The 14417-nt window shown below is 38.7% G+C and carries 14 protein-coding genes and 1 riboswitch; of the genes, 12 read left to right on the top strand and 2 right to left on the bottom strand.

Annotation, left to right across the window (positions count from 1 at the left end):
- Positions 1–76 precede the first annotated feature (76 nt).
- The 5 genes from NIZ91_12310 to NIZ91_12290 all read left to right on the top strand — a co-directional run bounded on the left by NIZ91_12310 (position 77) and on the right by NIZ91_12290 (position 6010).
- Positions 77–355, top strand: coding sequence for a YhdT family protein (locus tag NIZ91_12310; protein USY53540.1), 279 nt, complete (start codon positions 77–79; stop codon positions 353–355).
- Entirely contained in the window at positions 352–1812 is a 1461-nt protein-coding gene (gene panF, locus NIZ91_12305) for a sodium/pantothenate symporter (GenBank protein ID USY53539.1), read from the top strand. Before NIZ91_12310 ends, panF begins: the two co-directional genes overlap by 4 nt.
- Positions 1811–1996: riboswitch (cobalamin riboswitch) on the top strand. (Overlaps the previous gene by 2 nt.)
- Positions 1997–2102: 106 nt before the next feature.
- On the top strand, positions 2103–3602 hold the full coding sequence (locus tag NIZ91_12300) for a cobyric acid synthase (GenBank protein ID USY53538.1): 1500 nt from the start codon (positions 2103–2105) through the stop codon (positions 3600–3602).
- Between the two features lie 87 nt (positions 3603–3689).
- A complete protein-coding gene (locus NIZ91_12295) occupies positions 3690–4739 on the top strand; it encodes an iron ABC transporter permease (GenBank protein USY53537.1) in 1050 nt (349 codons plus the stop codon).
- A complete protein-coding gene (locus NIZ91_12290) occupies positions 4736–6010 on the top strand; it encodes an ABC transporter ATP-binding protein (GenBank protein ID USY53536.1) in 1275 nt (424 codons plus the stop codon). Before NIZ91_12295 ends, NIZ91_12290 begins: the two co-directional genes overlap by 4 nt.
- Before the next feature lie 31 nt (positions 6011–6041).
- On the opposite strand, the gene NIZ91_12285 is transcribed toward NIZ91_12290, so the two are convergent.
- Positions 6042–6521, bottom strand: coding sequence for an Hsp20/alpha crystallin family protein (locus NIZ91_12285; GenBank protein ID USY53535.1), 480 nt, complete (start codon positions 6519–6521; stop codon positions 6042–6044).
- 275 nt (positions 6522–6796) lie between these two features.
- On the opposite strand from NIZ91_12285, the gene NIZ91_12280 reads away from it, so the two are divergent.
- The 3 genes from NIZ91_12280 (at position 6797) to NIZ91_12270 (ending at position 8618) form a co-directional block, all read left to right on the top strand.
- Positions 6797–7939 carry an acyl-CoA dehydrogenase family protein gene (locus NIZ91_12280; protein USY57160.1) on the top strand — a complete coding sequence of 381 codons (1143 nt, stop codon included), beginning with the start codon at positions 6797–6799 and terminating at the stop codon, positions 7937–7939.
- 188 nt (positions 7940–8127) lie between these two features.
- Positions 8128–8394, top strand: a complete 267-nt coding sequence (locus tag NIZ91_12275; GenBank protein ID USY53534.1) for a hypothetical protein — start codon at positions 8128–8130, stop codon at positions 8392–8394.
- A gap of 20 nt (positions 8395–8414) precedes the next feature.
- Complete coding sequence (locus NIZ91_12270) at positions 8415–8618, top strand: hypothetical protein (GenBank protein ID USY53533.1); 204 nt, start codon at positions 8415–8417, stop codon at positions 8616–8618.
- Here the strand turns inward: NIZ91_12270 and NIZ91_12265 are convergent, their stop codons facing one another.
- On the bottom strand, positions 8619–9866 hold the full coding sequence (locus NIZ91_12265; protein ID USY53532.1) for a glycosyltransferase family 2 protein: 1248 nt from the start codon (positions 9864–9866) through the stop codon (positions 8619–8621).
- Between the two features lie 225 nt (positions 9867–10091).
- Here NIZ91_12265 and wecB point away from each other — a divergent pair, with 225 nt between their 5' ends.
- Genes wecB through NIZ91_12245 form a run of 4 tightly spaced genes read left to right on the top strand, consistent with a single transcriptional unit; the run spans position 10092 to position 13877 of the window.
- Entirely contained in the window at positions 10092–11183 is a 1092-nt protein-coding gene (wecB, locus tag NIZ91_12260) for a UDP-N-acetylglucosamine 2-epimerase (non-hydrolyzing) (GenBank protein USY53531.1), read from the top strand.
- Positions 11176–12162, top strand: a complete 987-nt coding sequence (locus tag NIZ91_12255) for a polysaccharide biosynthesis protein (protein USY53530.1) — start codon at positions 11176–11178, stop codon at positions 12160–12162. The genes wecB and NIZ91_12255 overlap by 8 nt, the downstream gene beginning before the upstream one ends.
- Positions 12163–12990, top strand: a complete 828-nt coding sequence (locus tag NIZ91_12250; GenBank protein ID USY53529.1) for an SDR family oxidoreductase — start codon at positions 12163–12165, stop codon at positions 12988–12990. It begins immediately after the preceding gene.
- Positions 12987–13877, top strand: a complete 891-nt coding sequence (locus NIZ91_12245; protein USY53528.1) for an NAD-dependent epimerase/dehydratase family protein — start codon at positions 12987–12989, stop codon at positions 13875–13877. Before NIZ91_12250 ends, NIZ91_12245 begins: the two co-directional genes overlap by 4 nt.
- The last annotated feature ends 540 nt before the right edge of the window (positions 13878–14417 follow it).

Below are 14417 nucleotides of genomic sequence, written 5' to 3'. Positions count from 1 at the left end.
ATAGCTTCATATGTTTTGGAACGTTATAATCATAATGCACATCTTCTGCAACATTTCAAAGAAGGAGAGAACGAACATGAAGAAAAGAGCCGATTGGCGGTATCGAATCGCACATAAAGAAGCTTTAATTGGTATCGGCCTGGCTATTTTCCACTTTGCATGGTGGTTTGGTTTTACATACGGACTTGGTTCAAAGCCCGTGTCAGAGTATACATACATATTGGGATTTCCAGCCTGGTTTTTTTATAGTTGCATAGTTGGAATTCCACTCATTATTTTACTGGTCTGGATTGTTGTTCGCTTTTTCTTTTCAGATCTTCCTTTAGAAGATGAAGAAAGAGGTGAGAGCAAATGAATTGGGCCGTCATTGTTCCACTTATTGTGTTTGTCCTATTGATTTTTGCTATTGGGTTTATTACCGCTAAAAGAACAAGCACAGCAAACTCATTTATTAATGATTACTTTCTAGGAAGCAGGGAGCTTGGAGGATTTGTTCTTGCCATGACAATGGTGGCAACGTATGGAAGTGCGAGCAGCTTTATTGGTGGTCCTGGTACCGCTTATCAAACTGGACTTGCCTGGGTATTGTTGTCTGTGATTCAAGTTGTGACAGGTTATTTTGTTCTCACAACTCTTGGCAAAAAATTTGCCATTGTTTCGCGAAAGATGAATGCCGTTACGCTTGTTGATTTTCTGAAAAAACGATATGAAAGCAATACCGTGGTCATTGTTTCTGCTGTAAGTATTGTCCTTTTTTTATTTGCGTCATTAGCTGCTCAGTGGGTTGGAGGGGCTAGATTAATTGAAGGATTTGTCGGAATTTCATACAAAAGTGCACTTGTTATCTTTGCAGTCACCGTCCTTGTTTATGTATCAATTGGTGGGTTTCGTGCTGTTGTATTAACCGATGCTCTGCAGGGAATTGTAATGCTTGTTGGAACGATTATTTTGCTAATTGCTACTGTTTATGCTGGCGGTGGTATCGAAGCAATCATAAAAGATTTAGTTAACGAAAATCCAAACCTTGTAAGTCCGTACGGAGCTGACCGTTCATTAACACCTCTTTACGTGTCATCATTCTGGATTTTAGTTGGAGTAGGAGTTGTGGGACTGCCACAGGTAGCCGTTCGAGCGATGTCGTATAAAAATTCGAAAGCGATGCATCAAGCAATGCTTATCGGTACGGTGGTAGTTGGTGTAATCATGTTAGGAATGCACCTTATTGGTGTATTTGCTCGTGCCGTAATTCCTGGAATTGAAGTAGGAGATACCGTGATGCCAACGTTAACCCTTAAAGTATTACCACCTTGGTTAGCTGGAATTGTACTTGCTGCACCAATGGCAGCGATTATGTCAACGGTTGATTCTATTTTATTAATTATTAGCTCTGCTATTGTAAAAGACTTATATTTAAATTACGTTAATCCAAAAGCAAAAGAGCAGCAGGTGAAAAGATGGAGCTTCCTAACAACCATGATTATTGGAATCTTAGTGTTTCTATTTGCTATTAATCCACCTGATCTACTCATTTGGTTTAACTTATTTTCATTTGGTGGACTTGAAGCAGTATTTATTTGGCCGATTGTGTTAGGATTATATTGGGCAAAAGGAAATAAATACGGAGCAATTTCGGGGATGGTGACGGGGCTTTTAACGTATATCTTTATTCACACCTATGTTCCTAACCCATTTGGCATGCATACAGTTGTGCTTCCCGTTGTTCTATCATTATTGGTTTTTGTAACTGCAAGTATAATGACACAGTCAAGAACAAAGAACCTACAAGAACAGCTTCGTAAACAATACTTATAAACGATTATGTTTTAAAAGTGCCTTATTCGTTTAAGGATAATAGGGAAATCGGTGGAAATCCGATGCAGCCCCCGCTACTGTGAGTGTGGATGAACCTGCAATTAACCGCTAGCAATAAGCTAGGAAGGTGCAGAAGTAAAGTGAAGCACAAGCCAGGAGACCTGCTTTTAAACATTAACTCTTATTTTTCGGCGGGGAAAATAGGTGACGTGCACATCCAAAGAATGAAGATGTTGTCATGAAGCCTTGGTCTTTAGCCAAGGCTTTTTGCTATGAAAGGCGTGATGAAGATGAAAAAAGCACTTCCTCTTATGATTCAAGGAACGCATTCCGACGCTGGAAAAAGCTTACTTACAACTGCTTTTTGTCGGATTTTTGCAGAAGATGGTTTCAAAACAGCGCCATTTAAATCACAAAATATGGCACTCAACTCTTATATCACAAAAGATGGAAAAGAAATTGGCCGTGCTCAGGGAATTCAAGCTGAAGCTGCAGGAGTGGAAGCGACAACCAATATGAACCCAATTTTAATCAAGCCAACAAGAGAATATGAGGCTCAAATCGTCGTTCATGGTGTTCCTTTACAAAATATGTATGCATACGAGTATAGAAAAGACTTCTTTGAAACAGGGCATAGGATTATTACCAAAGCGTATGAAGAGCTTGCTTCTGAATACGAGTGTGTTGTTATAGAAGGAGCAGGAAGTCCTGCTGAAATTAACTTAAACGACCGTGAACTTGTTAATATGCGAGTAGCTGATATTGCACAATCTCCCGTTATCTTAGTAGGAGATATTGATAAAGGTGGGGTTTTTGCTAGCTTAGTAGGAACCATTCAGCTGCTTTCAGAAGAGCATAAATCTAAAATAGCAGGAGTGGTTATTAATAAGTTTCGAGGTGATTTATCGCTGTTGCAGCCGGGGCTTGATTGGTTTGAAGAATATACGGGACTTCCTGTTTTAGGTGTGGTTCCTTATCTGGATGATGTGGAAATTGATGCAGAAGATTCACTGGCTTTAACTACGTATCCGACACTTCCAAATCCAGCTAAAGAACTTGATGTTGCCGTTATTTCATATCCTCGCATGTCGAATTTTACAGATTTAGATCCCATTCATTTTGAGGATGATTGCCACGTAAGGCTTGTGACAAAGCCTTCTCAGCTTGGAACACCTGATGTAATCGTTTTTCCTGGCAGTAAGAACACGTTGGAAGACGCAAAGTACTTGCATGAAACAGGATTAGCAGAAGCTGTTTTGGCGATGAAAAATAAGGTAAACATTGCTGGAATCTGTGGTGGATATCAAATTTTAGGTGAAGTGATAACTGACCCGAATGAAGTGGAATCAGCCCAAAAATCGATTAAAGGGCTAGGTCTTTTACCTATTCATACCGTAATGAAAACAAAGAAGCGAACAAAACGAGTATCAGGACATGCTATTTTGCGCAATCAGCTCTATCAAATTGAAGGATATGAAATTCATATGGGCGAAACAACGTCTACGGAGCCAATTTCACATTTTGCGGAGCTAAACGGTATAAAAGAAGGGGTGACTTTCACTCGCATAATTGGTACATACGTACACGACATTTTTCATAATGATAGCTTTCGACGCGCGTATTTAAACGATATTCGCCGGCAAAAAGGATTAGATCCGATTAAGACAACATTTAATAGCAGGGAACGAAAGGCAGAGTCTTTTCAAAAGTTGGCTGCACACGTTCGAAAAGCAATTGATATGAAAAAAATTTATAAAATTATGAGTGAGTATAAAAGCAATTCAAGATAAAACGGTTGGGCGTGCTATCTGTAAGAGATTCTTTACAAAAGATTAACATCCCGGCCCTCGGTTTTGAATAGAGGGAGTTGATGTAAAATGAAAAAAATCGTAAACAAAACTGTATTATTTTATTTCTTTAGTATAATCCTTGTTTTAACTACCGTGATTACGGGTGTTTTTATAGGCACGGTGTCTCTAACCGTTACGGACGTTATTAAAATTATTGTTCAAAATATGTCTGGATTAACTTTATATCATGGCCCGAGTAACATGGAACTCATTATTTGGGAAATTCGATTTCCGCGCGTGGTCGTTGCTTTTTTAGTTGGAGCAGCTCTTGCCATCGCCGGAGCAGCTTTTCAAGGGTTGCTTCGAAACTCGTTAGCAGACCCTTATACAATCGGAGTATCATCTGGAGCTACTCTTGGCACAGTGCTTGCTATCTTTTTTAACTGGCAGCTATTTGGCATGCATACCTATACGCTACCGATTATTGGAATTGTATCTGGCTTCTTAACGCTTTTACTCGTATTTGGTATCACAAAGTTAGCGAGTGGGACATTAGCTAACGAAACCATTATTTTAGCGGGCATCATTTTGTCATCATTCATGAGCGCGATGATTTCCCTTATGGTTGCCCTATCGTCAGAACAAGGAGTGCGTGAAATTTTGTACTGGCTAATGGGAAGCGTATCAATGAGAGGGTGGGGGCATGTTCAGCTTTTACTCCCGTTTTTCATTATCGGTACAATTGGCTTACTTGCAAATACTCGTGAGCTAAACGGGTTTGCATTTGGTGACCAGTCTGCGCAGTTCATGGGAATTAACGTAAAAAGCAGGAAGCGTATCATTTTGGTGTCAGCAGCTATTTTGACAGGTGCATCCGTATCAGTTTCTGGAGCAATTGGCTTTGTAGGGCTTGTTATTCCGCATTTAGTAAGGTTGGTGGTAGGTGCAAATCACAAGCATGTGCTTCCTCTTTCCATTCTTATTGGGGGTAGCTATTTAGTGCTTGCAGATCTTGTAGCACGAACCATTTTAAATCCGCAGGAGCTTCCAATTGGTGTGGTAACTGCGCTCATCGGCTCACCTATTTTTACGCTATTGCTTATTAAAGAAAGGATTCGGAAAAGAGGGATTGAATGATTGAGGTTTGTAATGTAACTGGTGGTTACAAAAAGCATAGTCCTACTGTCAAAAGCGTAGCTTTTACCGTCGAAAAAGGCTCATTTTGCACGCTTCTTGGACCAAACGGCAGCGGAAAGACCACGCTCATTCGTTTAATGATGGGGGTGCTTCCGCTAACAGCAGGAGAAATTAAGTTAGAACAAAAGTCAATTTCCTCCTATTCAGCTACGCAGTTAGCGCAAAAAATAGCGGTTATGACGCAGGAAAATCAAATCGGTCTAGAGTTTACCGTTCGTGAAATTGTGGCGCTTGGTCGCTATCCTTTCCAAACGAAACGGTTTTTAAATAATGAATCACCTTATGATAAAGAAGTAATTGAAAGAGTGATGAAAAGAACGGATGTGTGGCGATATCGTCATCGCTCATTCAATGCTTTGAGCGGTGGGGAAAAACAGCGCGTTCTTTTAGCTAAAGCTCTAGCGCAAGAACCTGAATATTTGCTGTTAGATGAACCGACAAATCATCTAGACGTAAAGCATGCGATGGAACTGCTGCATTTATTAAAAGAGCTGCAGCGAGAAGAAAACTTAACCATTGTGGCGATTTTACATGATTTAAACATTGCAGCACTATTTGCTGATGACGCCATCCTGTTAAAAGATGGAGAGGTTTATGCAAGAGGTATTGAAGAGATTTTTAGTGACCAGCAAACTCTTCAGCATGTCTATGGGGTGGATTTACACGTGCTTTATCATCCTGGAGTCCATAAAAGGCAGCTTGCATATGTTCCCCCGAAAGAAGAGAAGGTACTACAAGCTTTTTCCAACTTATATACGCTCATAGAAAATGAACGGTGTCTGTCAGTAAGCTTTGAACAGTCCTTGCGCACCCTTTCTACGGGAGATAGCGGAAAGGGTATCCATTGGTGTAAGCAAATCGTTCAGTACACAGACGAAGAGAAAAGCAGCGATTTACTTTCGTGGTCTGGAATCGATCATCGCTTTACACGAATTTCATTTTACGAAGATGAAATATATACGTGGTTATTCTTGTTTACAAAAAGTAAGGAACAGGTGAACGTCGTAGTTGTTACGGATATGCCTCTTAAAGATGAAGCACTTTTAGAAACAGCAATGGAAGTAAGTGCTCAGCTCGGAGGGTTGGGAATCAATCGAGGTAATTTTGTAGCTTGTGCTGTTAGAAATACGGATACAGAAGCAGTGGATGCTAAAAAAATTAAAGCTATTATAAAACGAGAAGTTGAAAAATATCACCTTGTTATGCAATGAAAAATGCTCGCCGTGTAAACAGCGAGCATTTTTAGTCAAAGTGATGAACATCAATTTCTGTTTCAGGTAAATTTGTATACTTTATGAGCTTGACTTCAAGAATGCCGTTTCTGCACGTAGCTTTACTTCCTTTTCGGCTGACCGTACAAGGAAGTTGACATTCTTCTGTGAAATCTTCACCATCATACGTACCTGTAATTGTACATGAGTAAGGTGTATAGGCAACCTTGATTTCTTCAACTTTATCAGGTTTTGGAAAAGAAAGCTGGACGATACATTCATCGTGCGTTTGAAAAACGTTTGACGTTAACGGACCTCGCTGTTGCTCGGAAGAAAGTGGTTGATTGTACATTTGATGTGCATGCTTAAAGAAATCGTTTTCTTTCATATACTGTGGAAAAGATTGCCCCATTGCGTTAGATAACACTTGCTGTACATATTGGTCGATATCTTTCATATTCATCTTTCCAAATCCATTCTCTTTAAAAGGTGATTTTCCAAACGGGAACATAGCGACCCTCCTTTGGCGAAAAATGCCGTTTATGTAGCTTATGAATGCAATAAAAATAGGTGCATATCACAAATGAAATCGCCTTTTCCATATTTGGAAAAAGCGATTGAGAGAGAGGATTAATTATACATATGTTACAAACGCCTAATGGGTGCCTATCCTTCTTTTCGTAATCATGAGCACCGAAAGTGCACCATAGAAAATAGATGTGCTATGATAATAAGTATTAAACCGATGGGCGTAGTAGAGATTTAATGAAAAAGGAGCGATTGATGATGCATAATTCATTTATCACTGATGCAAACAAAGAATCGTACCAAAAGCTTGCAGCTCTCATTCCAGCTTTTAAAGAGCGTGCTCAAGAAATTGATGAAAAAAGTATCTTTCCCTTTCAAAATATTGCTGACTTAAAAAGTGTTGGTTATACAACTTGGTCGCTAAGTGAAGCGAGTGGAGGAAAAGGCTTATCTTTGTATGACTTTCTACTGTTTCAAGAGTTAATTGCTCAAGGCGATTCATCCACGGCGCTCAGTATCGGGTGGCATATGGGCATTACGATGGATCTTCGTGATAAGCAGCCGTGGAAGAAAGAAACGCTTGACTTTTTATTTGGAGAAATTCAAAAAGGAGCGCTTATTAACAGTGCGGCCACTGAACCGAAAACAGGAAGCCCTACTAGAGGAGGACTTCCTGAAACCAAAGCGGAACGTACAAAAGATGGCTGGGTGTTAAATGGCCGAAAAACGTTTACGACAATGTCTCCTGCATTGGACTACTTCTTAGTTAAAGCTTTTGTGCAAGAAGCAAACCAAGTAGCACAATTTATTATTCCAAGAGATACCCCTGGGCTTTCAATCGAAGAAACGTGGGATATGATTGCAATGCGAGGAACTGGAAGTCACGACTTAGTACTTGAAGACGTCCGTATTCCTGATGCATATTTAGCTGAATATATCGGTGGAAGTAAAAAGCCTGGCGCAAGCGGATGGCTATTGCATATTCCAGCATGCTACATTGGTATTGCCATTGCAGCGAGAGACTACGCGGTAGAATTTGCGAAAAGCTACTCACCGAACAGTATAGAAGGAACAATCAGTGAACTTCCCAACGTGCAAATGCAGATGGGGGAAATAGAACTTGAGCTTATGAAAGCACGACATTTCATGTACAGCGTGGCGCGCAAATGGGATGAAGGACAAAATCGTGAAGAATTGGCAGGAGAATTAGCTGCTGTAAAGCACGTGGTCACAAATAGTGCATTTCAGGTGGTAGACAAAGCGATGAGAATTGTTGGTGCACGAAGCTTGCAGCGACAAAACCCTCTTCAGCGCTATTATCGCGACGTACGAGCAGGCCTTCATAACCCGCCGATGGATGACATGACGGTGATGAACTTAGCTAAACAAGCATTTAAATAATAGTATTAAAAAGACGGCAAGAGTGGAATTAGTGAAAAATCCGCTCTTGCCGTTTTTTTTACAAATTTTTGTTTTTATAGGTCAAGCATCTAAGCATAACGCGTTTAAGCTACATAGACTGTAGAGAATATTTAGTGAAAAGTCCAATATTTTCCTAAATGTTAACAGATGAAAGGAGACGATTTTTTATGAAAAGAGCAGTTGCACTTCGTGCTATTTGTTGTAATGGAGAAACTACTGGACCTGTTGAACCACCTACTTGTTCAACACCACTTGTAGGCGCTTTATCATCACTAGTAAATGAGCGCGTAACTTTAGAAATTTCATCAGTTTTAGAGCCGACGATTACAGGCGTTTTATCATTTGTAGGTACAGATTATGTGGTAGTTGTTGAAGATGATTTAGCTGTAACGTTCGTTTTAGTTTCTCAAATTGAAACAGTAACACCACTTTAATTAAAAGGAGGAATAATGGTATGTTTGAAAGTTTACTACTTTCTCAATTGACAAATTCTGATGGTCAGCGAGCTGAAATTGGATTAGACAATCGAATTATTGATGGCGTTATTACGTCTGTTGGTTGTGATTATATTATAGTTGTTGAATCAATGGGATATGGTGCAACTCCAATGTGGGTTCCTATATCTGCTATCAACACAGTTCGCTTTTTCACTGTTTAATTAATCCAGATTCTTAATGAAATCGCTCCAGTTGGAGTGATTTTTTTTTGTGATGCTTTTCACGTGATCACGAACGTTGTATACGGTGAAATCTCGGTAGCATACCGAATACTGCTTCATTAGCGCACTTAAGACGCTGACGTCTTCGTACATACGCCCATCTAAAAAAGAAAGAACGGGAAACCCGCCGATCGCTTTTAGAAAAGAAGTGCGGTAAATGCGTGGTCCCATTGGAAATGCGTAGCTTAGAAGATCATTTTTTGAATGAACGGGTCGTCCGTTCGTAACACCCATTAGCTTTAATTCATTATGTGGCTTTTCTTTCCACCTTCGTAAATTTCCATACAAAACAGCGGCGTCTGAAGGAATAGAAAGTAAGTGATTTGAAATAACAGATAAAGCATTGGGATCAAGCCAGTCGTCGGCATCAAGCTCTAGTACAAATTCTGTTTTAAGTAAAGGCAAAAGAGTGTTTAGAGCCCGTGCTTTTCCTCCATTTTCTGTTTGGATAAGCTGAAAATCCAGCCGTGATTGAAGGTGAATTAAATCTTCAGCAGTTCCATCCGTGGAGCCATCATCCACTACAAAAAGTTGTTCACTTGGAATAGGCATGCTTTGAATGAAGCATGAAGAGATAGCTGTATGGATAAAAGATCTCATATTATAAGATGCTAGGATAATTGATAGAGAAGGAATGGCTTTAGGTTCAGAGATAAATTGATAGAGTTGATTAGTTTCTAGAAACGCTGAAGAAAAGCGCGTTTCTTTTTGAATTCCCATTTTTATCGCTTTCTTTGCATTAACAGATAAGCATTGATCTACACGAAGAGTACGTACCCAATAAGCAAACATCGCTTCAACAAAAGGAAATGCGTATGTTTCAGGAAATGGAAATAATTTTAAATCAGCGCTTTTAAACATTAGAGGTAGCTTTAACTCTCCTGCTGTTAAAGGATAAGTGTATAGCTTCATTTTATCTACTGGTTGCTTTTTTAAAAGCGAAAGGTTTACGTCATCTCCTTTAAATAAAAACAATACGTGCCCACCATTTAAATTTTGAATTCTTTGGTTTAGCTGGCTTCCTATATAACTAGATAGAGATATTGTATCTGCATGGTGAGGAATTGATTGCAAAATTTCTGATTTGGCAATGACAGTAATAGACGCCTCGTCGCTCAATTTTGCTAAAAGCTGCTGAACTACATGTGGACTTTCATAGCCACAGAGAAAAACGTGCATATTTTCCATAATATTCTCCTTTTACCTTAGTCAATTACAGGCGGAATAATCATTTTTAAGAGATTTCTATGCATACAACGTATATATATTCTATGAGGTTTGGATTCATGATGAGAGGTAGGTTAATAGCATAAAGATAATAATCTCGCCTATAGCAAGTCTTACTTGCCCGCATAAAGTAATAAGAGGATACAGCGAAGACGGAGTCCAAACTATGTATAGGATGTGTAAAGAATGAAAGTGATGACCATTTTAGGTACCAGGCCTGAAATTATACGTCTAAGCTTAATTATTGACAAACTAGACCGCTATGCAACTAAACATATTTTAGTTCATACAGGTCAAAATTTTACCGCTTCTCTTAGCGACGTATTTTTTCAAGAGTTACAGGTTAGAAAGCCAGACTATGTGCTTGCTAATCAGCAAGCTACGTTAGGACAACAGCTTTCAACAATGTATGCTCAGTTAGAAACAATTTTTTTGAAAGAAAAGCCTGATAAAGTTTTGGTGTTAGGTGATACAAATAGCGGACTAAGTGCAATTCTAGCAGAGCGTATGGGAATTGCAGTCATGCATATGGAAGCTGGAAATCGTTGCTTTGACCTCGAAGTGCCTGAGGAAAAAAATAGAAAAGTAATTGATGCTATTTCAAGTATTAATCTTCCTTATACCCCTCAAAGTAAAGAAAACCTTATTAGAGAAGGTGTTCCAAAAAACCGAATCGTGGTTTCAGGAAACCCTATTTTTGAAGTGCTAAATCATTACACTCCTCAAATTAACGCAAGTTCTATTTTAGAAACACTAAGCATCAAAAAAAATGATTATTTCTTAGTCACGATACACCGTGCTGAAAACGTTGACTATGAAGAACGTTTAGTTGAAATTATGAATGGTCTTAATAAGGTAGCTGAAGAATTTCAAAAGCGCATTATTTGCAGCATTCATCCACGAACAAAATCACGCATTGATAAGCATCCTTCTCTTCAAGTTCATCCACTTGTTGAGTTTCATGAACCGTTCGGTTTTTTTGACTTTGTAAAACTTGAAAAAAATGCACTTTGTGTTTTAACAGATAGCGGTACCGTTCAGGAAGAATGCTGCTTGTTTCATGTTCCAACAGTAACGGTTCGAAAAACAACAGAACGTCCTGAAACGATCGATTGTGGTAGCAATATGCTGTCAGGCTTAAACGCAGATCAAATTGTAAACTGCGTCAAAGTCATGGTAAACCAATCGAGTAAATGGTCTTATCCAGAAGGGTACAATCATCCGGATGTTTCGGATAAAGTAATAAAAGTAATTTTAGGAGGACTTAACAGTGTTTAAAAATCAAACGATTTTAGTTACAGGTGGCACAGGCTCATGGGGATACGAATTAGTAAGGCAGTTATTAACTCTTGATCCGAAGGAAATTAGAATTATTTCACGCAATGAATCCAATCAATTTACAATGAAGCAAGAGTTTGACAACGACCCAAAGCTTCAGTTCCTAATAGGGGATATTAAAGAAAAAGATTCATTGATTGAAGCATGTCAAGGCGTGGATTATGTGTTTCATCTTGCAGCTTTAAAGCATGTTCCAGTTTGTGAGGATCAGCCGTTAGAAGCACTAAAAACAAACGTACACGGTACGCAAAATGTTATCGACGCAGCTATTATTTGTAACGTGAAGCGCGTAATTTACATTTCAACTGATAAAGCGGCGAATCCATCGAATTTTTATGGGCTGTCAAAGGCGATGGGCGAACGTTTAATTATTCATGCGAATACACTAAACACGAAGACAAAATTTGTGTGTATCCGAGGCGGAAATGTACTTGGAACAAATGGAAGCGTTATTCACGTATTTAAAAAACAAATTCAAGAAAAAGGAAAAGTAGGAATCACAGATTTAGATATGACACGCTTTTTCTTAACGCTAGAGGATGCAATCAAGCTTGTCTTTAAAGCAACATTTGAAAGCCTTGGCGGTGAGATTTTCGTTATGAAAATGCCAACATGCAAAATCATTGACCTTGCCTATGTGTTAATTGATGCTTCAAACAAAGAAAATGTCGATATCGAAATACTAGGTATTCGTCCTGGTGAAAAAATTCATGAGCTGTTGCTGTCAGAATACGAAAGTACAACAACGATTGCTTATGACGAAGAGTATTTTGTCATTTTACCGCCAATTCATATTCCAGGTTTAAAAGAGCACTATGCAAACTTTAGGCCTGTAAACCTTGTGAACTATAATTCTAGCAAAGAGTTAATGACGAAAGAAGAAATTAAAGAGATGTTAGAGAAAGGACGGTTTATCTAAATGAAAATACTAATCCTTGGTGGAAAAGGAATGGCTGGTCACGTTATCACTTCTTATTTTAAACAAAAACCTCAGTACGAAGTAGTCTATACATCAAGGGATTTAGATGACAAAGAAGGATTGTATGTTGATGTAACAAACGCTACTGATCTAGAAAAATTAATGGAACAAGAAAAGCCTGATATTACAATTAATTGTATCGGTATTTTAAATCATCATGCGGAGCAACATAGTAAGCTTGCTTTTCACGTTAATAGCGTTCTTCCTCATCAACTCGTCAAACTAACGGAGCGCTACCAAGGAAAGCTGATTCACATTAGTACAGATTGCGTTTTTTTAGGGGACAAAGGCGACTATACGGAAAGTGATGCTCCTGACGGAACCTCCATTTATGCTCAATCCAAGCAGCTGGGTGAAATTATTAGCGATAAGCACTTAACAGTTCGCACCTCAATCATTGGACCTGAGTTAAAAACTGACGGAATTGGCCTATTTCTATGGTTTATGAAGCAAACAGGAAAAATCAAAGGCTATAAGCGAGCGCTATGGAACGGTGTAACGACAATAGAGCTTGCTAAGGCAATTGAAGTGTTTATTCAACAGAACGTGACGGGTCTTTATCACCTTGCGACCGAGCCGAAAATCTCCAAATTCGAGCTGCTTCAGCTTATGAAAGAAGTATTTCAAAAAGATGATGTTACGATTGAAGCAGATGAAGCATTTGTACTGGATCGGACGATTAAAAATACGCGAACAGACTATATTTACACGCCGCCTACTTACCGAGTCATGCTAGAAGAGATGAAAGATTGGATGCAAAAGCAATGAGAAAGCGAATCCTTATTACGGGAGCAAACGGCTTTACAGGACAGCATGCCGTAACGCATTTTATGCAAAAAGGCTATGAAGTAACGGCTGCAATGCGTAAGAAAGTACCTTGTGAAGGTGTACGTGTAGTTAGCTGTGATTTAGAAAAGGAATCTCAGGTAACAAAGCTCGTTGAAGATACAAATCCTCATTATATTCTTCATCTTGCTGGTCAAAATCATGTGGGGAGCTCATGGGAACAGCCTTTGTCTTACGTTAACAGCAATGTAATTGGAACGCTGCATCTATTAGAAGGAATGAGAAAAAAAGTGCCGGCTGCTCGCATTGTAGTAGCGGGATCTGCACTCCAGTATAATCCTTCTGACAGTTCAACACTTACTCATCCATATAGCTTTTCAAAAACGGTGCAGATTTTAGTTTCAGAGGCATGGGCAAAACTCTATAATCTCGATGTGGTTATTGCAAAGCCTTCAAACTTAATTGGACCTGGGCATTCCAACGGTGTTTGTTCGATTTTCGCTAAAAAAATTGCTGGTATGGAAAAAGACAATGAAAAAAAAGAACTTCACATTAATAATTTAGAAGCCAGGCGCAATTTTATTGACGTGAGAGACGCTGTTGCAGCATATGAACATTTATTCTTATTTGGTCAAAGTAAGGAAGTTTATGAAATCGCCGCCTCTGCCTGCTATTCATTAAAAGAAGTTGCCTCTATGCTGAGAACGTTTGCTCACGTAGATTTTCAGATTACAAGTGATACAGCAAACAGTGAACCTTTCTTAATACCAGATACGTCACCGCTTCAACTTATAGGCTGGAAACCAAACTATTCGCTTGAGAAATCGCTTTTAGATATTCTGACATTTCATCGACAAACCAAGGATTAAAGTAGTACACGTCTTCATATAAATCAATAAACAAAAGAAAGCTGTCTAAAAAGGCAGCTTTTCTTTTTATAAGGAGGGGAGTGTAAATAATCAATTTCTTATTTTTATACATATTCCAAAAGCAGCTGGTTCTACGTTACATATGCTCTTTCAAAACAATATGACCGCAATTAGATTCTGATTTGTTTATCTAAAAAACAGCTGATTGAGCAGGTATTATGACTTTGTGAATAAACGCTTAAGCAAGTTGAATTTCTAATACAAGGCGAGCAAAAATCATAATAGGTATAGCGAATGTGATTGTTGGCTAGATAAAGTGTGAGAAAAACTTACTTTTTTTATATTATATGTAAAAAATATAGTGATAAAGCTCTGTCTCGAAAATAAAATTTGGTTTTTCATACGAATCTGAAAAAGAGTAGTTGTCAAATGGTTGATTATAAGTATAATAGAGATTGTAGATAGTGCAAACGTTTTCACCATAAAATGAAAGCGTTCTATTTTTAGGGATTGTACAAACGGTTGCACAAGTCAAACAGA

The sequence above is a fragment of the Bacillus sp. 1780r2a1 genome (assembly GCA_024134725.1).
GTDB lineage: Bacteria > Bacillota > Bacilli > Bacillales > Bacillaceae_H > Priestia > Priestia aryabhattai_A.
The sequence above is the reverse complement of the archived record's forward strand: the minus strand, read 5'-3'. Positions and strand labels throughout refer to the sequence as shown.

Excerpts from the sequence above, each read along its gene's own strand:
- panF (USY53539.1), top strand. The coding sequence starts at position 352 with ATGAATTGGGCCGTCATTGTTCCACTTATTGTGTTTGTCCTATTGATT.
- wecB (USY53531.1), top strand. The coding sequence starts at position 10,092 with ATGAAAGTGATGACCATTTTAGGTACCAGGCCTGAAATTATACGTCTA.
- NIZ91_12280 (USY57160.1), top strand. The coding sequence starts at position 6,797 with ATGCATAATTCATTTATCACTGATGCAAACAAAGAATCGTACCAAAAG.
- NIZ91_12270 (USY53533.1), top strand. The coding sequence starts at position 8,415 with ATGTTTGAAAGTTTACTACTTTCTCAATTGACAAATTCTGATGGTCAG.
- NIZ91_12275 (USY53534.1), top strand. The coding sequence starts at position 8,128 with ATGAAAAGAGCAGTTGCACTTCGTGCTATTTGTTGTAATGGAGAAACT.
- NIZ91_12290 (USY53536.1), top strand. The coding sequence starts at position 4,736 with ATGATTGAGGTTTGTAATGTAACTGGTGGTTACAAAAAGCATAGTCCT.
- NIZ91_12250 (USY53529.1), top strand. The coding sequence starts at position 12,163 with ATGAAAATACTAATCCTTGGTGGAAAAGGAATGGCTGGTCACGTTATC.
- NIZ91_12295 (USY53537.1), top strand. The coding sequence starts at position 3,690 with ATGAAAAAAATCGTAAACAAAACTGTATTATTTTATTTCTTTAGTATA.
- NIZ91_12245 (USY53528.1), top strand. The coding sequence starts at position 12,987 with ATGAGAAAGCGAATCCTTATTACGGGAGCAAACGGCTTTACAGGACAG.
- NIZ91_12285 (USY53535.1), bottom strand. The coding sequence starts at position 6,521 with ATGTTCCCGTTTGGAAAATCACCTTTTAAAGAGAATGGATTTGGAAAG.
- NIZ91_12310 (USY53540.1), top strand. The coding sequence starts at position 77 with ATGAAGAAAAGAGCCGATTGGCGGTATCGAATCGCACATAAAGAAGCT.
- NIZ91_12265 (USY53532.1), bottom strand. The coding sequence starts at position 9,866 with ATGGAAAATATGCACGTTTTTCTCTGTGGCTATGAAAGTCCACATGTA.
- NIZ91_12300 (USY53538.1), top strand. The coding sequence starts at position 2,103 with ATGAAAAAAGCACTTCCTCTTATGATTCAAGGAACGCATTCCGACGCT.